Genomic DNA, 24,875 nt, shown 5'->3' with positions numbered 1-24,875 from the left:
CCCTATCAGCCTCCGGTGAGCCGGACCTCGACGATCTCATGATGGGGCAGCTCCGAGGAACCGCGCGCCTGGCAGGTGAGCAGGGCGGAGTCGGGCCCCAGCGTGGTGCGGACGCGCACCCTGGCCTCTCCGCCGGGCACCGCGAAGCGGGCTTCGACGATGCCGTCCGCGGTGCGGTGGCCGAGTGGCACGACGGCGCGCAGGTCGGCGACGCCGAGCTGGCGGCGTACGGCGATCTCGGCGGCCTGCACGGGCATCGGCAGGTGGCTGAGTCCCCGCATCAGGTCGAGGTCCAGGCGACCGGCGAGGTGCCCTCGCACGACCCCGGCGACGGAGTCGGGGTCGACCCGGCCGTAGTAGACGCCGTCGGGCAGCATGAGCAGGTTGCCGGCGAAGCGGTCGCCGCCGATGTGCGAGCACTCCCAGGCGTCGACGCCCGCCTCGGCGAGGGCCAGCGCCACCGGCCGACCGAGCTCGGCACAGCACGCGTCGTGCCGGCCGTGGGTGCAGACCAGGACGAGCGGGTCGGTGTGGGGGTCGAGCCCCATCGACTCCCCGGCGGCGAGCGACGCGAGGCCGAGGGAGGTCACGTCGTGCACCGAGTCGAGCCGGGCCGACTCGACCCAGCCGCCCGCGGCGTCGACCTGGACGGCGAAGACCCGGACCCCGTCGGGCTGCTTCCGGCCGGTGCGCCGGATGAGCAGCGGCCGCACCCCTGGGGCTGCGCCGAGCGCCGTACGCACCTCGGGGGGCAGCCTGCTGTCCCGCAGGATCGCGGTGCCCCACGGGCCGGGGTCCTCGACGAGGAAGAAGGACCGCACGGTCGAGGCCGTGCCCGCGAGCTGGTCGCCGCGCGCGAGGCTCGCGGCCGCGCAGCGGGTCACCCCTGCACCGTGAGCGCGCCCTCGCGCACGAGCCGCCGGCAGAGCACGAGTGCGCTGTCGGGATCGAGAAGGTCGTGGAGGTCGGCGGGACGGAGCTCGGACCGGTCGGCCACCCGCTCGAGGGCAGGGCGGATCCGGGCGGGCACGTCCAGGTGCCGGTCACCCAGCAGCACGCGCACGGTGCTCTGCCCCGCGTCGACGAGCCGGAAGGGCCGGCCGGCCCGGCGGTGCAGCACGGTCTCGCCGGTGACGGCCGGCAGCGCGAACCGGTCGCGCAGCCCGCCTGCCAGGGACATCGGCCGGGAGGCCAGGAAGCCCTCGGCCTGCTCGCGCGCCAGCGCGTCGGTGTCGAGCCCGCGGACGGCGTCGGCGAGCGCGGTCAGCCGGTCGGCGAGACCGGCGCCCAGCGCGGCCTGATCGCCGGCGTACGCCGCAGGCAGGTGCGTGGGGTCGACTGCGTCGAGCAGGGGCGTGACGGCACGGCGCACGAGATCGCGCCAGGTGAGCTGGTTGATGCCGAGGGTGACGTGGAGGGACGCGGTGTCCTGGGCGCGGGCGGCGTGCGGGGTGCCGGTCGGGAGGTACATGACGAGGCCCGGCTCGAGCAGGACGTCCTGGACGCCGTCGTCGGTGTGCACCTCCCACCGCTTGGTGCCGTGGGTCTGAAAGACGAAGACGTCGTGGGAGTCGGAGTGCACCGCGAAGCCCTGCGAGCCCGGCGGGGTGAGGTAGGCGTTGGCCTGGCAGGGGTGGCCGAGCTCGGCCTCGAGCTCGCTGACGAGGCGGGTGAGCGGCGGCCAGTAGCGCTGGAGCCCCTGCAGCACCACGCTGGCGCCGCCGTCGACGAGGTCGAGCAGCTTGCGGGCGTCGACGAGCCCGGTGAGCGGCTTGCCGGCCAGCGAGCCCCCGCGCGTGTACGACGCCTCCGGGAGCACCATGCCGTCACGGGCCAGCCGGACGGCGGGGGTGCGGATCGCGGTCGTGGTCAGCAGCGCGTCGACGTCGTCGAGCGACAGCATGCCGACCAGACGTGCGGGATCGGTCTGGTGCAGGTGGACGCGGGATGCCCAGACCTTCTGTGCGAAGGCCTGGGCATCACCGCTGAGCAGGTCGAGAGCACTCAGGACGCGGCCTCAGGTGTCCGTGCCGTCGGTGCCGTCGGCGTCGGTGCCGTCGGTGCCGTCGGCGTCGCCGCCATCGGTGCCGTCCGCGTCGCCACCGTCGGTGCCGTCCGCGTCCCCACCGTCGGTGCCGTCGGCGTCGGCCGGTCCGGGCACCGAGCCTGCCTCGGGCGTCGCGGAGGTGGCCATCTCATCGTCGCTCAGGCCACCGGTGGGGTTCTGGGGAGTCGTCGTCATCGCTGCCTCCTGGTATTCGACGGCGGGCGATCCACCGCGCCCCCCTAGTCCTACTCCGCCCGTCAAGTGCCCGCCACACCGGTGTCGGTGAAGAGGGCTTGGGTGGCGTGGGGGCCGGCTGCGGAGGAGGCCGCCTGGTTGTTGGAACGTTCGCACAACCGGCGTTGCGCGAACGTTCCAACAACGACCCGATCTCTGGCACGAACGTTCCAGCAACGCGCGTCGCGCGACCGTTCCAGCAACGGCCCGATCACTGGCACGAACGTTCCAGCAACGCGCGTCGCGCGACCGTTCCAACAACGGCCCGATCACTGGCACGAACGTTCCAGCAACGCGCGTCGCGCGACCGTTCCAACAACGGCCCGATCACTGGCACGAACGTTCCAGCAACGCGCGTCGCGCGACCGTTCCAACAACGGCCCGATCACTGGCACGAACGTTCCAGCAAAGCGCGTCGCGCGACCGTTCCAACAACGGCCCGATCACTGGCACGAACGTTCCAGCAAAGCGCGTTGCGCGAACGTTCCAACAACGGCCCGATCACTGGCACGAACGTTCCAGCAAAGCGCGTTGCGCGAACGTTCCAACAACGGCGAGGAGCCTCTCCGAGACGAGACGAGACGCCCTAACCGAGCAGGCCCCGGCGCCGCGCGATCGCGGCCGCCTCAGTGCGAGAGGAGGCGTCGAACTTGCCGAGGATGTTGGACACGTGCACCGAGACGGTCTTGGCGCTGATGAACAGCTGCTTGCCGATCTCGCCGTTGCTGCGGCCCTGGGCGACCAGCTCGAGGATCTCCCGCTCGCGGGGGGTCAGGGCGTCCACGGCGGCGGGCTCGCGGCGTACCGCCTGGGAGCCGAGAGCCACGAGCTCGGCCACGAGCGGCTCCGCACCCAGCTCGTGGGCGGTCGCCCTGGCCGCGTCGGCCAGCTCACGGGATGCGGCCGGGTCGGTGCCGCGGAGGATGGCCGCCAGCCGGGCGCGCACCCGGGCCAGCTCGTGGGCGTGGGCGTAGTGGGCGAACCTCGCCTCCGTCTCGCGCCACGCTCCGACCAGCTCGTCCTCGTCGGGCGGGTCGATCTGGGCGGCCCACCGCCAGCGCAGGTGCTCGGCGTCGAGGCGGACGATCCAGGCCTGCGCCTCGGGACCGAATTCCACTCCCAGCTCGCGGTGGTAGTCGTAGACGAGGTGCCCGTCGGCCAGCAGGTCGCCGGCCACCTGCGCGAGGTCGTCGCGCTCGGTGCCGCTCAGGCCGGCCGCAGCCGTGCCGAGCACGCCGAGCGCCTGGGTCGCCAGCCGGAGCCGCGCCTGGAAGCGGTCGTGCCAGGTCTTCGACAGCACCCCGACGATGTCGTCGTACGTCGTCATGGCGAGGTCGACGTCGGCAGCGTGCTCGGCCAGCTCGAGGAGAGCCGTCGCCGTGGTGATCGCGACGATGCCCTCCTTGGGCCAGAACCCGCGCACCGACCGCGCGCGCTCGCTCGCCCCGCTCTCGCCGCGGCCCGCCATCAGCTGGGCCGTGACCGCGGTGAGCATCGCCTCGTAGACAGGAGGCGGCGACTCGCCGGAGATGTCCGCGAGCGCGGCGGCGGCGTCCCAGTGACCGGACGCGAACAGCACCATCGCCTCCATGAACCGGCTCTCGAACGCGAACGGCGACCACGGTGTGCCGACCTCGACGCCGCGGCCGCGGGCGGCGGCGTAGGCGGCGACCGCCTCGTCGAACTCGGCGCGGTCCTGGTGGAAGCGGCCGAGCAGGTAGCGCGCCCGGAGCTCGGCGTTGACGGCTCCCGCCGCCCGCGCCTGCTCGATCACCTCACGCAGCGAGACGCCGATCTCGTCGACGAGGGCCCGGCGGTCGAGCCCGGCCAGGGTGGTGTGGATGTCGGCGCTGAGCCGCGGCATGTCGAGCTGACGGGTCAGCGCGAGCGCCTCCGTGGCGGCGTCACGGGCCTCGTCGTGGCGCAGGTGGCCGCTGAGGATGCGCGCGTAGCCGGCCAGCGAGCGGGCCCGCTGCTGCGGGCTCGCGTCGGCGACCAGCTCGACCGCCTGGCGAGCCATCTCGAGCTCGTCGAGGGGATGGTCGGTGATCGCCAGACCCAGCGCGAGACTGGTCATGAGCTGGCCGCGGGCTGCGGCAGGTGCGTCGGCAGGCAGCTGCTCGAGCTGCTCGCGCAGCACGGCGATGGAGCGCGGCACGTGGCCGGCCGCAGTGAGCGCGTCGGCGGTGCGGACCACGAGGTCGGGCACGTCGATGTCGGCCAGGTCGCCGACGGCCGGGTCGCTCAGGAGCGACAGTGCCTGCTCGTAGTGCTGCGCCGCCTCCTCGGGTCCACCCACCCGCATCGCGTCGTTGCCGGCCTCGATGCAGGCGAAGAGGGCTGTCCGCGGGTCCTGGCCGAGCCGGGCGTGCCGGGCCAGCTCCGCGGAGGTGCCGACGGCCTCGCCCGTGCGGAGCACCGCGGCGTACGACGCGTGCAGCCGCACCCGCTCCCCGGGCAGCAGGTCGTCGTAGATGGCCTCGCCGAGCAGCGCGTGCCGGAAGGCGTAGGCCTCGCGCGCCGGGACGAGCACGTTCATCTCGACGGCGTCGCGCAGCGCCCCGTCGAGGGCCCGCGGGTCCACGCCCGAGGCCGCGGCGAGCAGGTGGTGGGAGACCTGCCGACCGGCGGCCGCGGCGGTGCGCACCACCTGGCGCGCAGCGTCGTCGAGCCGGTCGAGCCGCACCAGGAGCACGTCGGCCAGGTCGGCCGGGACCCCGCCGGTCGCCCAGGTAGCGCCGACCAGCTCCTCCACGAAGAAGGCGTTGCCCTCGGCCCTCGACACGATGTCGACGACGTCGGACTCAGCGATCGGGTCGGGGTGGAGCAGCCGCACCAGGCGGCGTACGTCGACGGCGGCGAGGGGCTCCAGCTGGACGCGCTCGACACCGCGCAGGCGGGACCACTCCGCGACCTGGCGGCGGAGCGGGTGGCGGCGGTGGAGGTCGTCGGAGCGGTAGGACACGACGAGGTGGACGGGAGCGTCGAAGGGCCGAGTGAAGAGGAAGCTGAGGAGGTCGCGGGTCGACTGGTCGGCCCAGTGGGTGTCCTCCACCACGACGAGCAGCGGCGCGTCGGCGGCGGCGCGGGTCAACAGCGCGTGCACCGCCTCGAAGAGGTCGGCGCGCTGGAGGCCGCCGTCCTCGCGGCCGTCGTCGAGCGAGCGGATGCGGCGGCCGGGCTGCAGCCGGGCCAGGGCGGGGTGGTCCTCGATGGTGGCAGCGGTGACGGCCGGCTGGTCGGCGACGAGGCGGCCGAGGATCTCCGAGAAGGCGAGGTAGGGCAGCGCGCTGTCACCCAGGTCGAGGCTGTGCCCGGCCACCACGTGCCAGCCGGCGGCGTGCGCGCGGTCGCGCAGCTCCCTCAGCAACCGGGTCTTGCCCACCCCGGCGTCGCCGGCGAGCAGCACGATCTGCTGCGGGCCGGGCTGGTCGCGCACGGACGCGACGATGCCGAGCCGGGAGCTCAGCTCCTTCAGCTCGGCATCGCGTCCGACGAGATCGGCGCTGCGGGTGGGCACGGTGTCCATCATGTCCTGAGTCCCCGACAGCGTCGCGGTGTTTGCCACGAGTGCTGCCCGGTTCAGCGGACGGTGCGGGTGGTCTCACCCGGTACCGGACGGGTCGCGGGGACGTCCCTGCTGTCCTTCCGGCGCCTGCGGCCTCCCCACGAATCCCGGACCCGGTTGGCGCGGTACTCGATCTCGGCGTTGAGGTAGTTATCGGTGGTGTACATCTCGGTTTCCCTTCTCGGTGCTGCCTGTGGTGCCTCGTGAGAAGAGATTCCGTCGCTGAGGTAGCCCCGCACATCGGAGTCGTGCCCTATCTACGCCGGCCGCGCTACCTCAGATGCGGGCGGTGGCTACCTCAGAGGGCGCCGTAGGTTCAGGCGAGGGGCCGGCCGCCCTGCCAGACGCCGCGGACGAGGGGTACGCCGGGGCGGTAGGCCAGGTGGACGTGGCTGGGCGCGTCCAGCACGGTCAGGTCGGCACGGCGACCGGGGGCGAGCACGCCCACGTCGTCGCGGTCGAGCGCCGCGGCACCACCGGCCGTGGCGGCGTGCACCGCTTCGGCGGGGCTCATCCCCATCTCCCGCACGGCCAGCGCCACACAGAAGGACATCGAGCTCGTGAAGCACGAGCCGGGGTTGCAGTCGGAGGCGATCGCCACGCGCACGCCGGCGTCGAGCAGCCGGCGCGCATCGGGGTAGGGGTGCCGGGTCGAGAACTCCACACCGGGCAGCAGCGTGGCGATGGTTCCGGACTCGCGCAGGGCGTCGACGTCGGCGTCGGCCAGGTAGGTGCAGTGGTCGACCGCGACCAGGCCGAGCTCCGCGGCGACCCGCACCCCGGCGCCGTACGTCAGCTGGTTGGCGTGGAGCCGGCCGCGCAGCCCGGCGACCGCGCCGGCGGTCAGGATCGCGCGGGCCTGGTCGGCGTCGAAGGCGCCTTCCTCGCAGAACACGTCGATCCAACGAGCGTGCGGGGCCGCCGCGGCGAGCATCGGACCGGTGACGAGATCGACGTACGCCGCGGGATCGGTGTCGGCGGGCACGACGTGGGCACCGAGGAAGGTCGTCTCGTCGGTGAACTGGCGCGCCACCGCGAGGCTGCGCGCCTCGTCGTGGACCGTGAGGCCGTAGCCGCTCTTGATCTCCAAGGTGGTCGTGCCCTGCCGGGCCATCTCCTGCACGAGGTGCGCGACGTGGGAGGTGAGCTGCTCGTCGGTGGCCGCGCGGGTGGCCGCGACGGTCGTCCGGATGCCGCCCGCGGCGTAGGGCTCGCCGGTCATCCTGGCGGCGAACTCCTGGGCCCGGTCGCCGGCGAAGACGAGGTGGGAGTGGGAGTCCACGAAGCCGGGCAGCACGGCGCGCCCGCCCACGTCGTACTGCTGGTCGGCGGCCGGAGCGTCGTCGGAGGGGCCGACCCAGGCGACGCGGCCGCCCTCGACCACGACAGCCGCGTCGGCCACCAGGCCCAGGAGGCCGTCCCGGGCAGGGTCGTTGGTGACGAGCTCGCCGATGTGAGTCAGCACGGTGCTCATGCCCACATCCTGCCGATCGCCTCGTCGAGCTCTCGGCCGATGTCCACCCGGTCACCTTGTCGCATCACGACGCGACCGTCGACGACCACCTGGGTGACGTCCTCGGCGACGGCGGCGAACACGGCGGTCTCGGGTCCGGCGCCGGTGCCGGCGGTCCGCGGGCTGGTCAGGTCGACGGTGACGAGGTCGGCGCGCTGCCCGACCGCGATGGCGCCGGCGTCGTCGAAGCCGAGACTGGCGTGGCCGTCGTACGTCGCGGCGGCGAGCAGCTCGGCGGCGGCCCAGTGACCGCGCTGCCGGGTGGCCAGCCGCTCGTCGAGCTCGACGGCGCGCATCTCCTCGAAGAGGTCGACGACCGCGTGGCTGTCGCTGCCGAGGGTGAGCGGGCTGCCGGCGTCGTGCAGCTGGCGGCTCGGGCCGATCCCGTCGCCGAGGTCGCGCTCGGTGGTGGGGCACAGGCAGCTGCGTGTGCCGGACGTCCCGAGTAGCGCGATGTCGTCGTCGGTGAGGTGGGTGGCGTGCACGGCGCTGGTCATCGGGCCGAGGGCGCCGGCGTCGTGGAGGAGGCGGGTGGGGGTGACCCCGTGGGCCGCGAGGCAGGCGTCGTTCTCGGCGACCTGCTCGCTGAGGTGGACGTGCAGCGGCCCGTCCCCCGAGGCCTTGGCGACCTCTGCGAGCTGATCCTTCGGGACGGCGCGCACGGAGTGGATCGCCGCGCCGATCACCACGCCGTCGGCCGCCTCCAGGTCAGCGACCCGCCCGGCCCAAGCCGCGGCCGAGCCGTCGTCGTACCTGACCTGCACCCCCTCCGGCGGCTGGCCGAACCCGCTGCTGAGGTAGCACGTGTCGAGCAGCGCGATCCGGATGCCCGCGTCACGGGCGGCCGAGATCAGGGCGTGCCCCATGGCGTTGGGATCGGCGTACGGCGTGCCGTCGGGCTGGTGGTGCAGGTAGTGGAACTCGCCCACCGCCGTGATGCCGGCGGCGAGCATCTCGCGGTAGGTCGCGCGTGCCAGCGCGTAGTAGGAGTGGGGGTCCAGGCGGCCGGCGACGGCGTACATCTGGTCGCGCCAGGTCCAGAACGTGCCCCGCTCGCGCTGGGTGCGCCCGCGCAGCGCCCGGTGGAACGCGTGGCTGTGGCAGTTCGCGAGGCCGGGGAGGGTGAGGCCGGGGAGCCGCTCGGGGTCACCGGATATCCGGTGACTCCCGGGGTTCGTGCCCTCTGCATTCCCCTCGAACCCCACGACTCGCCCACGAACCTCGACCGATGTGAACCGCCCGCCCTCGATCTCGACGAGCACGCCGTCGCGGACGGCGCCGCCCACCCAGGCCTTCTCGAGCAGGTACGACGTCATCGCGCCAGCCGGGCGAGCGTGTCGGCCAGGGCATCGACGCCGGCCAGGCAGTCGGCGGTGTCGGCGGACTCGTCGGGCGAGTGCGAGACGCCGGTCGGGTTGCGCACGAAGAGCATCGCGGTCGGTACGCCGACCGCCGACAGCACGCCGGCGTCGTGCCCGGCCTGGGTGGGGATGACCGGCCAGGCGCCGCCCTCGTGGTCGGCGGCGATCCTGGCGGCGAGGTCGCTGTCGAAGTGCACCGCCCCCGACACCGACTCCGGCGTGACGGTCAGGTGCGTTCCGTCGCGGCCGGCCCGGTCGACGCCCTGCCGCTCGATCTCCCCGACGAGGGCCGCCAAGGACGCCTCGCTGTCGCCGCGCGCGTCCAACCAGGCGACGAGGTGCGACGGCACGGCGTTGGTGCCGTTGGGCGTGACCTCGACGCGCCCGAACGTCGCCCGCTGCCCGGCCACCCGGGCCTGCTTGTTGGCGGCCAGCGCGGTCATCGCGTAGGTCAGCATCGGGTCGCGGCGATCCTCCATCCGCGTGGTGCCCGCGTGGTTCGCCTCCCCGTGGAAGTCGAAGCGGTAGCGCCCGTGCGGCCAGATCTCACTCGCCACCCCGACCGCCGCTCCTCGGTCGACGAGGTCGCGGCCCTGCTCGACGTGCAGCTCCACGAAGGCGGTCACGCCCGAGAGGTCCACGAAGCCACGGGACGGGTCCAGCCCGGCGTCGGCCAGCGCGTCGGGCAGCCAGACGCCGTCCCGGTCGCGCAGCTCCTGCGCGCTCGACCAGGTCATGGTGCCGGTGGCCAGCCGCGAGCCGAGGCAGGCGATGCCGAACCGCGAGCCCTCCTCCTCCACGAACACGCCGATCCCGATCGGCGTCGACACGGCGTCGCCCCGCGAGCGCATCAGGTCGAGCGCCGCGAAGGCGGACACGACGCCCAGCGGGCCGTCGTACGCCCCCCCGTCGAGCACGGAGTCGAGATGCGAGCCGGTCAGCAGTCCGCTTCGCCGCCCACTGCCGGCGGGGTCCCACCACGCGACCAGGTTGCCGATGCCGTCGGTCTCCAGGTCGAGACCGCGCGCCGACGCCTCCTCGGCGAACCAGACCCGCAGCTCGGTCTCTGCGCTGGTCCACGGCTGCCGGAAGTAGCCGCCAGAGTGCTGGTCACGGCCCACCGGGGTCAGGTCGCGCCACATGCGTTCGAAGCTCACCGCCTCAGTCCACCGCCACGGCGCCGCCCGAGCAACCGCGCGCCCGCTGCTGCGCTCTCGGATCCGAGACAGGTGGCCAGCAGGGCATGCTCTGGGCATGGAGTTCCAGGACGTCGTACGACGCCGCCACATGGTCCGCAGCTACGCCGACCGTCCGGTCGACCGGACCGTCGTCGACCGCTGCCTCGCCAACGCCACTCGCGCGCCGAGCGCCGGCTTCAGCCAGGGCTGGGCGTTCGTGGTGCTCGACACCCCTGCCGACGTGACTCGATACTGGGAGTCCACGGCCGACACCACCTCGCCCGACGCCTGGCTGACCGGCATGATGCGCGCGCCGGTCGTCGTGCTGCCGTGCTCGAGCAAGGCGGCCTACCTCGACCGGTACGCCGCGCCGGACAAGGGCTGGACCGACCAGGACCCCGAGAGCGTGGCGGCCCGCTGGCCGATGCCCTTCTGGCACATGGACGCGGCGATGGCCTCGCTGCTGATCCTGCAGACGGTGACCGACGCCGGGCTCGGCGCGTGCTTCTTCGGCATCCCGCCGGAGCGCCTCGACGCCGTACGCCGGGAGTTCGGGATCCCCGACGCCTACGACCCCATCGGCGCGATCACCATCGGCCACCCCGCACCCGGCGGCGCGCTCGGCTCGCCGAAGCGGAGGAGCCGCATGCCGCTCGCCGATGTCGTCCACCGCGGCCGCTGGTCCAGTAGGTTGCGCCCGTGACCCTCCGTGAGGCCGACTTCGAGGCGGTGCGGGACCGCGCGGTCGCCAAGCTCCGGGCGCTCGTCCGCATCCCCACGGTCTCCCACCGGGACCCTGCCCTCGTCGATGTCGACGCCTTCGACGCGTTCCTCGTCGAGCTGGCCGACCAGTTCCCTCTCGTGCACGAGCGTCTCGACGTCATCCGCATCCACACCCACGGCCTCCTCCTCCACTGGCGCGGCCGCAGCGACGAGCGGCCGGTCGTGCTGATGGCCCACCTCGACGTCGTACCCGTCGAGGGCGAGTGGACGCACCCGCCGTTCGCCGGGGTCGTCGAGGCCGGTGTGCTCTGGGGCCGCGGCACCCTGGACGACAAGGGCTGCCTGGCCGGCATCTGCGAGGCGGTCGAGCGACTGCTGGAGCGGGACTTCACGCCCGCGCAGGACGTCTGGCTGTCGTTCGGCTGTGACGAGGAGGTGTTCGGGCAGGCAGCGCCCGAGGCCGTCGCCGAGCTCGTACGCCGCGGCGTCCGGCCGTGGTTCGTGCTCGACGAGGGCGGCGCGATCGCGCACCAGGCCTTCCCGGGCGTGGCTCCGCCGGTCGGCGTGATCGGCGTGACCGAGAAGGGCGTCACGTCGCTCGAGCTCACCGTCGAGGGCCGCGGCGGACACGCGTCCACACCGGCGAAGCTCGGCCCCACGGCTCGGCTCGCCCGAGCGATCATGCGGCTGGAGAAGTCGCCCTTCCCGGCCTCGACGCCGGCGCCCACGCTCGAGCTGATGCGCCGCATCGCCCCGCACGCACCCCGGGCGCTGCGGCCGCTGATGGCCCACGCCGAACGCATCCGGCCGGTGCTCACCCGCGCCCTGCTCGCCGCGGGCCCGGAGACGGCGGCGATGACCCGCACCACGGTCGCCGTCACCACGCTCTCCGGCTCGCCCGCCCTCAACGTCATCGCGGCGACCGCGACCGCCGGCGTCAACATCCGGATCATGGTGGGTGACACAGTCGCGGGCGTGCTCGAGCACGTCCGCACGGCGATCCGCGACGACCGGGTGCGCATCGACGTGGTGGACGCCAACGAGCCCTCCCCCGTGTCGCCGTACCTCGACGACGAGGCGTTCGCCCTGCTGGAGCGCACGATCCGGGCGGCGTTCGACGATGCCGTGCCCGCGCCGTACGTCATGATGGCCGCGACCGACAGCCGCAGCTTCACCGAGATCTGCGACCGGGTCTACCGTTTCGCGCCGTTCCGGATGACCAAGGAGCAGCGCGAGTCGATCCACTCCTACGACGAGCGGATCGGGATCGACGACTTCGCCGACGGGGTGCTCTGGTACCAGCACCTGATCGAGAGCATCGGCTGATGGCCACCACCGCCGTGCCCAGGAAGGTCCCCGGACTCGTCGCCATCGTCGGGTTCCTCGTCGCGGTCGAGGTCGCGTCGGGTGTGCTGCAGGGCTACTACACGCCGATCTTCCCGCAGCTCGCCGACCACCTCTCGATCTCCGAGGGCGACGTCAACTGGTTCGAGGCCGCGCAGCTGATCCTCTCCGCGCTGTGCATCCCGCTGCTCGCGCGGCTGGGCGACCTGATCGGGCACAAGCGGGTGCTGGTGCTGGCCACCGCGGTCACCGCGATCGGCTCGTGGATCACCGTGGTGGCGCCGTCGTTCACGACGTTCCTCATCGGCTGGGCGCTGCAGGGCGCGGCGGTGATCTGGCTGCCTCTCGAGGTGGCGATCATCCATCGCCGCACGCGCGACTCCGGTCGTCAGCAGCTCCTCACCCGTCGCGGTGCGGCGGTGCTCGTGGGCGCGCTCGAGCTCGCCGTCATCGTCGGAGCTCTCACCAGCGGGGCTCTGGTCGAGACTCTCGACATGCGGGTGGTGCTGGCCATCCCGGCCGTCGTCGTGACGGTCGTCCTGCTGCTGATCTGGGTCGGCATCGAGGACACCCCCGGCGAGGCCGGTGGCGGCATCGACTGGGGCGGCCTTGCGCTGGTCACCGGGGCGATCGGCATCGTGATGGCCGGCCTGATGGTGATCCGGCTCGACGGCGCGGGCTCCCTGCCGGGCTGGGGCCTGGTGCTGCTCGGCGTGCTCGCGTTCGTGCCGTTCGTCCGCTACGAGCTGCGCCATCCGGAGCCGATCATCGACGTCCGCCTCCTCGCCAGCGCGGGCCAGTGGCCGGTGCAGCTGACCGCCTTCCTCTTCGGGATCCCGGTGCTCGGCGGCCAGATCCCGCTGTCCACGTTCGCGCAGGCCGACCCGGCCGTCCGCGGCTACGGGCTGGGCGCCGACTCGGCCTTCGTGTCGACGCTGATCGGCGTCTACGTCATCACCCTGGCCATCGGGGCGTTCACGCTGCCGCTGACCACCCGCTGGTTCGGCGTACGCCGCACGCTGGTGCTCGCCTGCCTGCTCGTGGCGCTGGGCTACGCGCTGTGGATCCCCTTCCACGACGAGACGTGGCAGGCGCTGACCAACATGGCGGTCGCCGGCGTGGGCTCGGGTGCGCTGGTGGCGTCGCTGCCGGCCGCGGCCGCGGCGACAGCGCCTCCGGACCGCACCGGCATCGCCACCGGGCTCACCAACGGCACCAAGACCCTCGGGGCTGCTATCGCGTCGGCGGTCTTCGCGATCGCCCTGGCGTCCACGGGCTCCATCGAGGGGGCGACCGAGGCCGAGGCTCCGCTGTCGGGCTACCTCACGGTCTGGGCGGTCTGCTCCGGTGCCGCGCTGCTCGCGGCGCTGGCCCTGCTGGCGGCTCCCCGGCACGCCTTCTCCGATGCGCACGGCGAAGCGGCCGACGTACCCTCGTGAGATGAGCGAGGAGCGGAAGCCCACGGCGCCGGACCGCTCGCCCGAGCGGGACACGCGCACGGGCCGATCGGCCGCCGCGACCCGGATCCAGAACCAGGCACGCTGGGTGGACCTGCAGGTGCAGCAGGCGATGGAGCGGGGCGAGTTCGACGACCTGCCGGGGCGCGGCAAGCCCATCCCCGGCATCGGCACCGACTCGGCCGAAGGATGGGACCCCGACTGGTGGGTCAAGAAGCTGATCGAGCGCGAGCAGATCACCGGCGTCCTGCCGCCGGCCCTGCAGCTGCGCAAGGAGGACGCCGAGCTCGACGGCCGGCTCGACGCGATCACGGCCGAGTCCGAGGTGGGTCGCGAGGTCGAGGACTTCAACGAGCGGGTCCGCAGGGCGCTCTACACCCCGCCGACCGGGCCCAGCGCCCCGCCGGTGGTCACCCGCCGGCGCGACGTCGAGCACGAGGTCGAGGCCTGGCGCGCGCGTCGTACGGCGCGCATCGAGGCGCAGCGCGTGGCGGTGGCCGCCAGCGAGGCGGAGGCTCCCAAGCCCCGGCGCTGGTGGCGCCGCAGGGGCGCCTGACCCATGTAACGCGCAGTTATGACCACTGGGACCCCCGCACACCGGGCGCCCAGTGCACATAACTGCGCGTTACAAGGGCGCGTGGGATCGGTCATACCTGCGGAGCCCGACCAGCGATAGGTTCCGCAGCATGCGCTCAGCCAAGGACTTCTTCGCCCCGCTCGCGGTAGGTGCGCCGGCTCCGCTCCGCGAGGTGCCGGCCAGGCCCAGCCGCGCGATCCACTTCTTCGACCCCGGCAACCCGAAGATGGCGGCCAAGGTGCCGGACCTGGTCGGTCACGTGGACGTGCTCCTCGGCAACCTCGAGGACGCTGTCAAGGCTGAGAACAAGGAGGCCGCCTGCGCGGGTCTGGTGCGCATCGGGCGGGAGGTCGACTTCGGGCCGACCCAGCTGTGGACCCGCATCAACAGCCTGGACAGCCCGTGGGCGCTCGACGACCTGACCACACTGGTGCCGGCCATCGGCGACAAGCTCGACGTCATCATGGTGCCGAAGGTGCAGGGCGCCGAGGACATCCACTACGTCGACCGGCTGCTCGCCCAGCTCGAGGCGAAGGCCGGTCTGGAGAAGCCGCTGCTCGTGCACGCGATCCTCGAGACCGCCCGCGGCGTGGCCAACGTCGAGGAGATCTGCGCCGCCTCCCCGCGGATGCAGGGCCTCTCGCTCGGCCCCGCCGACCTGGCCGCGGACCGGCGGATGAAGACCACCCGGGTCGGCGGTGGCCACCCCGGCTACCTGGTGCGGGCCGATGCTCCGGAGGACGGCGGCCAGACGCAGTACGACGCCGAGCGGGCGACGTACCAGCAGGACCTGTGGCACTACACGATCGCCCGGATGGTCGATGCGTGCGCGATGCACGGCATCTATCCCTACTACGGCCCGTTCGGCGACATCGCCGACGAGGTGGCCTGCGAGGACCAGTTCCGCAACGCGTTCCTCCTCGGCTGCGTCGGCGCGTGGAGCCTGCACCCCAAGCAGATCGCCATCGCCAACCGGGTCTTCAGCCCGTCGGTCGAGGACGTCGCGCACGCCCGTCGGGTGATCGCCGCGCTGGGCGACGGCACGGGCGCGGTGATGCTCGACGGCAAGATGGAGGACGACGCCTCGGTCAAGCAGTGCCAGGTGATGGTGACCCTCGCCGAGCAGCTGTCCGAGATCGACCCGGAGCTGAGGAAGATGTACGACGAGGTGCAGGCATGACCGAGTTCGTCCCGCGCCGCTCGGTGCTCTACATGCCCGGCTCCAACGAGCGCGCGCTCGAGAAGGCCAAGTCGATCCCGTGCGACGCCCTGATCCTCGACCTCGAGGACTCGGTCGCGCCGGAGGACAAGGCCACCGCTCGCGACTCCGCGTGCGCCGCGGCGGCGAGCGGCGCGTACGGCCGCCGCGAGGTGACGATCCGCGTCAACGGCGCCGACACCGAGTGGCACGCCGACGACCTGCGCGCCGCCTGCGAAGCGGGGCCGGCGGCGATCGTCGTACCCAAGGTCGACAGTGCCGATGCCGTGCTCGCGCTCGTCGAGGCGATGGGCCGCCACGGCGCCCCGGAGCACACGAAGCTGTGGGCGATGGTCGAGACGCCGTACGCCATGCTGCACGCCGAGGAGATCGCGTCCGCCGCCGAGCGCCTGACGGTCCTGGTCATCGGCACCAACGACCTCGCCAAGGAGCTGTACGCCGAGCACGTGCCCGGCCGGCACCCGCTGCTCACGGGCCTCGGCCTGGCCGTGCTCGCGGCCCGGGCCAGCGGCAAGGCGATCATCGACGGCGTCTACAACGACGTGAAGGACACCGACGGCTTCCTGGCCGAGTGCCGGCAGGCCCGCGAGATGGGCTTCGACGGCAAGACGCTGATCCACCCCGGTCAGGTGGACGGCGCCAACACGGCCTTCGCGCCGAGCGAGGCGGCGGTCGAGGAGGCGCGCGGCATCCTGGCCGCCTGGGAGTCGCGCACCTCGGGTGTGGTCACCTACGGCGGCCGGATGATCGAGAGCCTCCACGTCGAGTCGGCGCAGCGCATTCTCGGCATCCACGAGGCGATCGGGTTGCTCGGGGCATAGCGTGGGCGGGTGAGTTCCTCGCCGCCGTCGCATCGTCACACCAGGCTCCTGGTGGCTCTCGTGGCACTCGCCGTGCTGCTCGTCGGGGTCACCGCCTGGGTCGTCCGCGACCAGGGCGAGCAGCCGGACCGGTCGGCCACGGACTCCTCCACCGCCGTTGCGACCCCGACCCCGACCCCGACCCCGACCCCGACGGTCCCCCCGCCGACCGAGCGGAAGCCGAGGGCCGAGCCCCGGTGCCGTGCCACGTCGGGCGGGTTCACGCCCACCAGCATGTCGGTGCGTGGCGTGACGCCCGGTGCTCCGGTCCTCGCCATCCCCCGCGACGGCAACGGCGTGGTCGGCGTACCCCCGCTGACCGCCGAGGGCAAGGCCGAGCTCGCCTGGGACGCTCCCGGTGTCGCACCGGGCAGCCCGGCCGGGCACGTCCTCTTCAACGCCCACACCTGGCCCGACGGCTCGGCGCTGGGCAACCGGCTGCTGGGCAGTCTGCAGGCAGGCGGTCGCATCCTCGTCCGCGGTGCCGACGGCGAGCTGGCCTGCTACGACGTGTCCCGTCGCACCGAGGTGCCGGCCGAGACGCTGATGCCCGAGATCTACAGTCCCGAGGGCCCGCCCCAGCTGGTCATCATCGTCTGCTCCGGGACGCGCCGCGGCCCGGGCGACTGGAGCCACCGCACGCTGTGGTTCGCCTCGCCGGTCGCGGCCTGACCTCGGCGCTCCCCCTCGATCCCCTCAGCCCCCGGCGAGAGGCAGCGTGCCGCCGAGCGCCCAGGTCTGCTGCTGGTCGTGATGATGCGGCGATCCGGGGTCGCCCGAGGCGCCGAGCGGCACCGCCCAGCGACTCGCCTCCCGGTCGGCCAGGCACCACACGTAGCGGGCGACCGGTCCCCGCACGCTGACGTCCAGCCCGGGGAACCAGCCGGTGGCGAGCACGCAGTGCGTGTCGCCGGGCAGGGGCAGGGCGGGCGCCGTGCCGACCCCGTGCTGGGAGAGGGCCTGGTAGCGGTGCACGTCTCCCCACCTCTCCTCATGCGCCCGGCCCGCCGCCGACACCGCATCGCGGAGCAAGGGCTCGAGGGGGAGCCCCCAGGGCCTGCCGTGGGCGAGCAGCGTGTCGATCGATGCTGCGACCCGGGCCTCCAGCGAGAACCACGGGGCGAGCAGGTCGCCGTACGGCGACGGGGCGCGCAGCGCTCGCAGCACGCCCGCGGCGCAGATCCCCTGCACCAGGTGGTCGCGCAGGCGCACGAAGAGGGCGGCCTCCTCGCTGTCGACGGTCATCTCGCGGTCCCAGGCGGCGAGCCGGTCGGCGACCTCACGGTCGCGTCCCACGAGCCCGTCGAGGGCTGCGATGCGGGCGAGCAGGGCCTCGCCGCCGGTCTGGCGCACGTCGGCGAGGACGGCGCCGGCCGCGGAGACGTCGAGGCGGGGCTGCGCCTCGAGCAGCTCGGTGATCCGGCGGGCGCGGTGGGGCGGGGCGAAGTCGAGGCCGATCGCGTCGTACGCCGGGGTGGCCCGGTCGTTCGCGGTGACGACGTAGCCGTCGGGCGAGGCCTCGGTGCGGGGCAGCTCGTCGACCCACCCGGCCCAGCCGTGCCCGTCGCCGGCGTGGCCGGGCGTACGACGGATGCCGTCGCGCCGCCGCGGCACCCGCCCGGCGACCCGACGCCGTACGGTGCCCGCGGCATCGGCGATGACGACGTTGTTGACGGGCTCCACCCAGTGGTCGAGGGCCCGATCGACGTCGTCGGCCGTACGCGCGCGGAGGAGCGGCAGCAGCGCGTCGAGACCGAGGGCCCCCAGCACCAGCGACGGGGTGCGCAGCGACCAGCCACCGTCGGCCAGGTGGAACACGACCGGTCCGCGGTCGGTCACCACCACCTCGATGGCGACCGGCTCGCCACCACGCACCTCGATGGTCTCGGTGCGCCGCCGCGCGCCGGCCAGCGTCTCGGCCGTCTCGCGAAAGACGTCCTGGTAGTCCGCTGTCGCATTCGTGATCGCCCACGCGACCCCGCCCGCGTGCCCGAAGTGCTGGATGCCCGGCACGCCCGGGAAGGCGAAGCCGGCAACGTCGAACTCCGGGCACTCCAGTCGCACCTGCGCGTACACGTTGGGGTCCTCGAACTGCCGGTGCGGGTCTCCGGCGATCAGCGGCCTGCCGGTCGCGGTGCGGCCTCCGCCGACGGCGTACGCGTTGCTCCCGTTGGGCGGACCCTCGAGCCTGAAGAGGTCCGCGCCCTCCTCGCCCAGGGCTTCGCCCGCGTGGTGCCGCCACAGCTTCGAGGGGAAGGTGCCGAAGAGGATGTGGTGCACGAGGAAGACCGTGGCCGGGGTCCACGGGTGCCACGGCTCGTGGTCGGCGGGCAGGGCGTCGTTGACGCCGTCGGCGTACGCCGCGAGGAAGGCCTGCGTCTCGGCCGCCGAGCCGTCGTACGCGCGCCGCCCGGTCTCGTCGAGCAGCGCCCGGCGGGCGAAGCAGTCCCACTCGAGGCCGGCGGTGCCCGTCAGCTCGGCGGTGCGGCCCTCGCCGCGCAACCGGTCGAGGCGCAGCTGCTCGGCGCGGTCCTCGACGCACGCACGCCCCTGCTCGCGCGCCATGGCGAGCACGGAGGTCGCGGTGATGTGCGGGATCCCCCACGCGTCCCGGTGGATCGCCATGTCAGCTCCCGCCCCGCATGCCCCGCACTCTGGCATGTCGCAGCAACCTCCGCCGTCTGGGGGTAGTCCGGTGCGAATCAGGGCTGTCTCGGCGTCCCGAGCCCCGAAATGCACCGGACTACCTCCAGAGCAGGGCTCACGCCACCGACCACCACGCCGGCGCCTCCAAGGTCCACCGACGATCGTTCTCGGGCAGGAATCGTGCCCGGCTGCGCGCGCGCAGCATCCGGCGTACGACTGCGGCGAGGTCGCCGAGGTCGCCCGCGACCAGGGTGAAGTACTCCAGCCCGTGGTCACGGAAGCGCTCCTCGCGGGCGACGTCGTGGCGGCGGTTGACCGCGGACAGGTGAGCGGCGCCGTCGTACTCGCCCACGACGCCCGCGACCGGGTCGAGCAGGTCCGGGTAGCCGAGCAGGGTGCCGCCCCGGGAGAACACCGGCACGTTGCACAGCGGCCGGGGCAGCCCGGCGTCGAGCTCCCACACCAGGCGCATGCGGGTCTCGCGCGGAGAGCCGCTCGAGTCGAGCGCCAGGGCCACCGCACGGCGGGCGAGGTCGACACCGGTCCACGGGCCAGCCGTGTGCACGTAGTGCCGTACGGCGTCCACGGTGGTGAGCCCGGCCGCGGCCGCCATGTCGACCGCCTCCACGCCGGCACGCAGGGAACCGCGGCGACGGACCTCGTCGTAGACCGCGCGTTCGGGGCTGGCGCACCACAGCCCAGCGACGTTGATCCGGTCGGCCAGGGCGAGCTGCTCACGTGAGACGGCGATGCGCTCGTCGGGCCGCAGCTTCGCGTGCGAGACGAGCGGCACGGGCAGCCGTGTCCCGTCGCTCGCCGTACCGTCGAAGTAGGCGGCGCCCTGCCAGCGCAGGGCCGCCCAGGCGGTCACCGCACCGCGGAAGCGACGCGAGCCCTGCTCCGCGATCCGCTGCTCCACAGGGTCGTCAGCCACCGTGGCGGGAACGTAGCGACCCGGCGACGTCTGGCGGTGGCTCGACCCTCGGGCGATGTCCCACGTGAGGTCACCCGCCCCGGCGGCCGCAGGCCAGACGACCGGAGGTCGGACGCACCGAGTGCTCGCGAGAGGGTCCATCCGGCCACCCTCGGCCCACCCCCGGACGGCCCGGGGACCCCTCGGAGACGACTGTGCACAACCGGGGTTCCGGCGGCCCTGTGGACGGCTTGCGGCCCGGGTAGTCCGGTGCAAATCAGGGCCAAATCGGCTCCCGCAGCCGCATTTTGCACCGGACTATCCCGCAAACACGCAGGCTCAGGACTCCGTCATCGGGATGCGCACGTCGCGCTCGGCGGCCACCTCGACGGCCCGCTCGTAACCTGCGTCGACGTGCCGGATGACACCCATCCCGGGGTCGTTGGTGAGCACCCGCTCGATCTTCTGCGCGGCGAGGTCGGTGCCGTCGGCGACGCACACCTGGCCGGCGTGCAGCGAGCGGCCCATGCCGACGCCGCCGCCGTGGTGGAAGGAGACCCACGAGGCGCCGGAGGCGGTGTTGACGAGTGCGTTGAGGATCGCCCAGTCGGCGATGGCGTCGGAGCCGTCGAGCATCGACTCCGTCTCGCGGTACGGCGACGCGACGGACCCGCAGTCGAGGTGGTCGCGGCCGATGACGACCGGGGCCCTCAGCTCGCCCGACGCGACCATCTCGTTGAACTTCAGGCCCGCCAGGTGGCGCTCGCCGTACCCCAGCCAGCAGATCCGCGCGGGCAGGCCCTGGAAGGAGACCCGCTCGCCGGCCATGGTGATCCACTTGTGCAGGCGCTCGTTGTTGGGGAACAGCTCGAGGATCGCCCGGTCGGTGGCGGCGATGTCGGCGGGGTCGCCCGACAGCGCGGCCCAACGGAACGGGCCCTTGCCCTCGCAGAACAGCGGCCGGATGTAGGCAGGCACGAAGCCGGGGAACTCGAACGCACGGTCGTAGCCGCCCTTGCGAGCCTCGTCGCGGATCGAGTTGCCGTAGTCGAAGACCTCCGCGCCGGCGTCGTGGAACTCCACCATCGCGCGCACGTGCGCGGCCATCGACGCCTGCGCGTCCTTGGTGAAGCCCTCCGGGTCGCGGGCGGCGGCGTCGCGCCACTCCTCGAAGGCCACGCCCACCGGCAGGTAGGACAGCGGGTCGTGCGCCGACGTCTGGTCGGTGACGATGTCGATGGGTGCGCCGCTCGCCAGCAGCGCCGGGAACATCTCGGCCGCGTTGCCCAGCACGCCGATCGAGAGCGGCTCACGCGCGTCCCGTGCGGCGATCGCCCGCGCCACCGCGTCGTCGAGCGAGTCGGCCTGCACGTCGAGGTAGCGGTGCTCGATACGGCGCTCGATGCGCGACTGGTCGACGTCGACGCAGATCGCGACGCCGTCGTTCATCGTCACCGCCAGCGGCTGCGCGCCACCCATGCCGCCGAGGCCGGCGGTCAGCGTGATGGTGCCGGCGAGCGTGCCGCCGTGCCTCTTGTCGGCGACCGCGGCGAACGTCTCGAACGTGCCCTGCAGGATCCCCTGCGTGCCGATGTAGATCCACGAGCCCGCGGTCATCTGGCCGTACATCGTCAGCCCGAGGTCCTCCAGTCGGCGGAACTCCTCCCAGTTGGCCCAGTCGCCCACGAGGTTGGAGTTCGCGATCAGCACCCGCGGCGCCCACTCGTTGGTCTTCATGACACCCACGGGCTTGCCCGACTGCACGAGCATGGTCTCGTCGTCGCCGAGGGTGCGCAGGGTCCGCACCAGCGCGTCGTACGACGCCCAGTTGCGCGCGGCCTTGCCGGTGCCGCCGTAGACGACCAGGTCCTCGGGCCGCTCGGCGTTGGCCGGGTCGAGGTTGTTCATCAGCATCCGCAGCGGGGCCTCGGTCTGCCAGGACCGGCAGGTGAGCTCGGTTCCGGTGGCGGCGTGGATGGGGAGCCTCGGGTTCTCGGGTGAGTCGTTCATCGAAGTTCTCCGATCACTGCTTCGGCGGCGGCCAGGACGGCGCCGGTCGAGACGAGGGAGACCGCGGTCTCGATCTCCGGGGACAGGTGGCGGTCGGGGCCGGGGCCCTCGACGCCGGAGGAGCGGAGCAGGGCCACGACAGCCGCGGTGGCGGGCGAGGGCTCCAGCGGGGCGCGCAGGTCGAGCGCACGGGCGGCGGTGAGCACCTCGATCGCCACCACCCGGGTCAGGCCGTCCACTGCCCGGCGGAGCTTGCGGGCCGCCGACCAGCCCATGGAGACGTGGTCCTCCTGCATCGCGCTCGAGGGGATCGAGTCGACGCTGGCGGGGTTGGCGAGCCGCTTCAGCTCCGAGACGATCGCGGCCTGGGTGTACTGCGCGATCATCAGCCCGCTGTCGACACCGGGGTCGTCGGCCAAGAACGGCGGCAGGCCGTGGTTGCGCGCCTTGTCGAGGAAGCGGTCGGTACGCCGTTCGCTGATGGAGGCCAGGTCGGCGGCGACGATCGCCAGGAAGTCGAGGACGTAGGCCACCGGTGCCCCGTGGAAGTTGCCGTTGGACTCGACGCGACCCTCGTCGGCCAGCACGACCGGGTTGTCGACCGCCGACGTCAGCTCCCGCTCGGCGACCGTCGCGCAGTGGGTGATCGTGTCGCGCACCGCGCCGTGCACCTGCGGGGAGCAGCGCAGGGAGTAGGCGTCCTGCACGCGGTTGCAGTCGGGGCCGCGGTGGGAGGCGACCACGCCGGAGTCGGCCAGCAGCGCCACGAGGTTGGCCGCCGAGGCCGCCTGGCCGGGGTGCGGCCGGATCGCCTGCAGGTCGGCCGCGAACACCCGGTCGGTGCCCAGCTGGCCCTCAACGGACATGGCCGCGGCGATGTCGGCGGTGCGGACGAGCAGCTGCAGGTCGGCGATCGCGAGCACCAGCATGCCCAGCATCCCGTCGGTGCCGTTGATGAGGGCCAGACCTTCCTTGGCCACCAGCTCCACCGGCGTCAGCCCCGCCGCGGCGAGCGCCTCGGCCGCCGTCATGAGCTCGCCGGAGGCGTCGCGGACCTCGCCCTCGCCCATCAGCGCCAGCGCGCAGTGCGCCAGCGGGGCGAGGTCGCCGGAGCAGCCCAGCGAGCCGTACTCGCGCACCACCGGGGTGATGCCGTGGCTCACCAGGCCCGCGAGCAGCTGGGCGGTCTCGAGGCGGACTCCCGTGTGGCCGGTCGCGAGGGTCGAGAGCCGCAGCAGCATCAGCCCGCGCACCACCTCCCTCTCGACCTCGGGGCCGGAGCCGGCGGCGTGCGAACGCACCAGCGACCGCTGCAGCTGCGCCCTCATCTCGGTGGGGATGTGCCGGGTCGCCAGCGCGCCGAAGCCGGTGGAGATGCCGTACGACGGGGTCGGTGCCGCCGCGAGCTCCTCGACGACCGCCCGTGCCCGGTCGATGGCGGCGCAGGCCCCGGGGCTCAGCTCGACCGGTGCGCCGTCGCGTGCGACGCTCACCAGCTCGGCGAACGAGACGGGGCCGGTGCCCACCTGGACGGTGGTGTCAGTCGTCGCAACCATGGCTCCATCCAAGCCCCGTCGCGGCGTTCGCGGCCAGAGCGGTACGACCACCCACGTCTCGTATTCCAGACTTCGTCTCCAGGGATGGTGGCGACACCGGCCCCGCTGTGTCACGGTGACGGCACGCCCGGCCGCACACCCGTGGCCGAGCCAAGAAGGGCCGATGAACGGCCGAAGGAGGCTGAAGATGAGCACAGAGCAGATCGTCTGGACCATCGTCATCGTCGTCGTCGTACTCGCGCTCGTCGGGCTGATCGCCGCGTCGATGCGCAAGAAGAGCCGTCAGGACAACGCTGCGCGCGCCGCCCAGCTGCGCCAGGAGGCCGACCAGCGCGCCATGAACATCCCCGAGGCCCAGGCCCGCGCGAAGGAGGCCGAGGCCCAGGCGGAGCAGGCCCGGATCCAGGCCGAGCGTGCCGAGCAGCGCGCCGCCGAGGCCGGGACCGCCTTCACCCAGGAGCAGGCAGCCCACGAGGAGAAGATCCGCTCCGCCGACCAGCTGGACCCGAACGTGAACACCCGCTCGGACGACTACACCCCCGACACCGCTTCAGCGGAGCGGGCGCGAGCCGCGGCGGCGTCCCCCGCGGGCACCCCCGTCGGCACCCCCGTCGGCGAGGAGTACGACGCCCAGGGGCTGCCGATCCGCGATCCGCACTACACCGGACCGCGCTTCGACGCGGACGGTCGGCCGATCGGCGGCGGCACCCCGGAGGGCGGCAGCCACCGGGCCTGAGCGGGCCCGACCGGGCCGTGGCCGACCGGAGCAGCACCGACCCGGCATGATGCGCCCATGAGCCAGGTCCCGGCCGCGACGAAGACCCTGCGGGTGCTGCGGTTCCTGGCCAGCCAGCCCGACCCGGTGCCGCTGGACCGGATCGTGCGCGCGTGCGGCCTGCCGCGCTCCACGGCGTACCACCTGCTCAACGCGATGATCGACGAGGGCTTCGTGATCCACCTGCCCGACGAGCACCGCTACGGCCTCGGCGTGGCCGCCTTCGAGGTGGGCAGCGGCTACGCCCGGCAGGCGCCCCTGCAGCGTCTCGCCCGTCGGCATCTCACCGCCCTGGTCGACAGCACGGGCTGCGCGGCGCACCTGGCCGTTCCGCACGGTCGTGATGTGCTCTACGTGCTCGAGGAGCGGGTGCCGGGCCGGCCGCCGCTGGTCACCGACGTGGGCGTGCGCCTGCCTGCGCACCTCACCGCCAGCGGCCGGGCCATCCTGGCCGCCCTGCCGGCCGCGCAGGTCCGCGCGCTCTACCCCGACCGGGAGGCTTTCGTCGACCGGCACGGCCGGGGACCGCGATCACTCACGGCGCTCCGGACGGTGCTGAGCGACACCCGACAACGCGGGTACGCCGTGGAGGACGGCGAGGTCACGCCCGGGTTCGTCAGCGTCGCGGCCGCAGTGCTCGACCACAACGCGCACCCGGTGGCCGCGGTCGCGGTCACGTGGCCGTCCACCGACGAGCGGAGCGCCGACGTGACCGCCCGCGAGGTCCGGCAGACCACCCGGTTGCTGGGTCGTCGCCTGTCGGGGCGCTGAGCTCGGGCTCCCGACACCACCGTGGGAAATGCCGTCGGGCCCGGGCGGGGGGCAGCGGCCGGCCCCCCCGGGGAAGCGGGGGGGAAGCGAAAGGACGCCCCGCCGCGGGGGCCCCCGGCCCCG

Annotated in this window: 21 protein-coding genes; 9 read left to right on the top strand and 12 right to left on the bottom strand. The window is 73.4% G+C overall.

Features of this window, described 5'->3' with window-relative positions:
• Positions 1-5: 5 nt before the first annotated feature.
• The 8 genes from ACP7BP_RS15020 to ACP7BP_RS14985 form a co-directional block, all read right to left on the bottom strand.
• Positions 6-884: a sucrase ferredoxin gene (locus ACP7BP_RS15020; RefSeq protein ID WP_426245687.1), complete on the bottom strand. Its 879-nt coding sequence runs from the start codon at positions 882-884 to the stop codon at positions 6-8.
• Entirely contained in the window at positions 881-1,903 is a 1,023-nt protein-coding gene (locus ACP7BP_RS15015) for a cupin domain-containing protein (RefSeq protein ID WP_426245685.1), read from the bottom strand. Before ACP7BP_RS15015 ends, ACP7BP_RS15020 begins: the two co-directional genes overlap by 4 nt.
• 114 nt (positions 1,904-2,017) lie before the next feature.
• Positions 2,018-2,242: a hypothetical protein gene (locus ACP7BP_RS15010; RefSeq protein ID WP_426245684.1), complete on the bottom strand. Its 225-nt coding sequence runs from the start codon at positions 2,240-2,242 to the stop codon at positions 2,018-2,020.
• A gap of 625 nt (positions 2,243-2,867) precedes the next feature.
• The gene (locus ACP7BP_RS15005) at positions 2,868-5,801 is read right to left on the bottom strand and encodes a helix-turn-helix transcriptional regulator (protein ID WP_426245682.1); all 2,934 of its coding nucleotides are present in this window, start codon (positions 5,799-5,801) and stop codon (positions 2,868-2,870) included.
• Between the two features lie 62 nt (positions 5,802-5,863).
• Positions 5,864-6,016: a hypothetical protein gene (locus ACP7BP_RS15000; RefSeq protein ID WP_426245681.1), complete on the bottom strand. Its 153-nt coding sequence runs from the start codon at positions 6,014-6,016 to the stop codon at positions 5,864-5,866.
• Positions 6,017-6,165: 149 nt separating this feature from the next.
• A complete protein-coding gene (gene hutI / locus ACP7BP_RS14995; protein ID WP_426245679.1) occupies positions 6,166-7,323 on the bottom strand; it encodes an imidazolonepropionase in 1,158 nt (385 codons plus the stop codon).
• A complete protein-coding gene (locus tag ACP7BP_RS14990; RefSeq protein ID WP_426245677.1) occupies positions 7,320-8,678 on the bottom strand; it encodes a formimidoylglutamate deiminase in 1,359 nt (452 codons plus the stop codon). The genes hutI and ACP7BP_RS14990 overlap by 4 nt, the downstream gene beginning before the upstream one ends.
• Positions 8,675-9,880, bottom strand: coding sequence for an allantoate amidohydrolase (locus ACP7BP_RS14985; protein ID WP_426245675.1), 1,206 nt, complete (start codon positions 9,878-9,880; stop codon positions 8,675-8,677). Before ACP7BP_RS14985 ends, ACP7BP_RS14990 begins: the two co-directional genes overlap by 4 nt.
• Positions 9,881-9,977: 97 nt before the next feature.
• Between ACP7BP_RS14985 and ACP7BP_RS14980 the strand changes: the two genes are divergently transcribed.
• The 7 genes from ACP7BP_RS14980 (at position 9,978) to ACP7BP_RS14950 (ending at position 16,753) form a co-directional block, all read left to right on the top strand.
• On the top strand, positions 9,978-10,604 hold the full coding sequence (locus tag ACP7BP_RS14980) for a nitroreductase family protein (RefSeq protein ID WP_426245674.1): 627 nt from the start codon (positions 9,978-9,980) through the stop codon (positions 10,602-10,604).
• Positions 10,601-11,950 (top strand): M20/M25/M40 family metallo-hydrolase, encoded by a 1,350-nt coding sequence (locus ACP7BP_RS14975; RefSeq protein WP_426245672.1) that lies wholly within the window; start codon positions 10,601-10,603, stop codon positions 11,948-11,950. The genes ACP7BP_RS14980 and ACP7BP_RS14975 overlap by 4 nt, the downstream gene beginning before the upstream one ends.
• Positions 11,950-13,407 (top strand): MFS transporter, encoded by a 1,458-nt coding sequence (locus ACP7BP_RS14970; RefSeq protein ID WP_426245670.1) that lies wholly within the window; start codon positions 11,950-11,952, stop codon positions 13,405-13,407. The genes ACP7BP_RS14975 and ACP7BP_RS14970 overlap by 1 nt, the downstream gene beginning before the upstream one ends.
• A 1-nt stretch (position 13,408) precedes the next feature.
• Positions 13,409-13,981, top strand: coding sequence for a DUF1992 domain-containing protein (locus ACP7BP_RS14965; RefSeq protein ID WP_426245669.1), 573 nt, complete (start codon positions 13,409-13,411; stop codon positions 13,979-13,981).
• Between the two features lie 130 nt (positions 13,982-14,111).
• Positions 14,112-15,182: an HpcH/HpaI aldolase/citrate lyase family protein gene (locus ACP7BP_RS14960; RefSeq protein ID WP_426245667.1), complete on the top strand. Its 1,071-nt coding sequence runs from the start codon at positions 14,112-14,114 to the stop codon at positions 15,180-15,182.
• The gene (locus tag ACP7BP_RS14955; RefSeq protein WP_426245665.1) at positions 15,179-16,042 is read left to right on the top strand and encodes an HpcH/HpaI aldolase/citrate lyase family protein; all 864 of its coding nucleotides are present in this window, start codon (positions 15,179-15,181) and stop codon (positions 16,040-16,042) included. The genes ACP7BP_RS14960 and ACP7BP_RS14955 overlap by 4 nt, the downstream gene beginning before the upstream one ends.
• Before the next feature lie 51 nt (positions 16,043-16,093).
• Positions 16,094-16,753 carry a class F sortase gene (locus ACP7BP_RS14950; RefSeq protein WP_426245663.1) on the top strand — a complete coding sequence of 220 codons (660 nt, stop codon included), beginning with the start codon at positions 16,094-16,096 and terminating at the stop codon, positions 16,751-16,753.
• 24 nt (positions 16,754-16,777) lie between these two features.
• Here the strand turns inward: ACP7BP_RS14950 and ACP7BP_RS14945 are convergent, their stop codons facing one another.
• The 4 genes from ACP7BP_RS14945 to hutH form a co-directional block, all read right to left on the bottom strand.
• Complete coding sequence (locus tag ACP7BP_RS14945; RefSeq protein ID WP_426245662.1) at positions 16,778-18,706, bottom strand: penicillin acylase family protein; 1,929 nt, start codon at positions 18,704-18,706, stop codon at positions 16,778-16,780.
• A 136-nt stretch (positions 18,707-18,842) separates the two neighbouring features.
• Positions 18,843-19,661 (bottom strand): hypothetical protein, encoded by an 819-nt coding sequence (locus tag ACP7BP_RS14940; protein WP_426245661.1) that lies wholly within the window; start codon positions 19,659-19,661, stop codon positions 18,843-18,845.
• Between the two features lie 318 nt (positions 19,662-19,979).
• Complete coding sequence (gene hutU, locus ACP7BP_RS14935; protein ID WP_426245660.1) at positions 19,980-21,650, bottom strand: urocanate hydratase; 1,671 nt, start codon at positions 21,648-21,650, stop codon at positions 19,980-19,982.
• Positions 21,647-23,206 (bottom strand): histidine ammonia-lyase, encoded by a 1,560-nt coding sequence (gene hutH, locus ACP7BP_RS14930; RefSeq protein ID WP_426245658.1) that lies wholly within the window; start codon positions 23,204-23,206, stop codon positions 21,647-21,649. The genes hutU and hutH overlap by 4 nt, the downstream gene beginning before the upstream one ends.
• 187 nt (positions 23,207-23,393) lie before the next feature.
• Here hutH and ACP7BP_RS14925 point away from each other — a divergent pair, with 187 nt between their 5' ends.
• Positions 23,394-23,942, top strand: a complete 549-nt coding sequence (locus tag ACP7BP_RS14925; RefSeq protein WP_426245657.1) for a hypothetical protein — start codon at positions 23,394-23,396, stop codon at positions 23,940-23,942.
• Between the two features lie 57 nt (positions 23,943-23,999).
• A complete protein-coding gene (locus ACP7BP_RS14920) occupies positions 24,000-24,752 on the top strand; it encodes an IclR family transcriptional regulator (protein ID WP_426245656.1) in 753 nt (250 codons plus the stop codon).
• Positions 24,753-24,875: the final 123 nt, after the last annotated feature.

The organism is Nocardioides sp. LHG3406-4 (assembly GCF_049897745.1).
Taxonomy (GTDB): Bacteria; Actinomycetota; Actinomycetes; order Propionibacteriales; family Nocardioidaceae; genus Nocardioides.
This window is presented reverse-complemented; position numbering and strand designations above follow the sequence as displayed.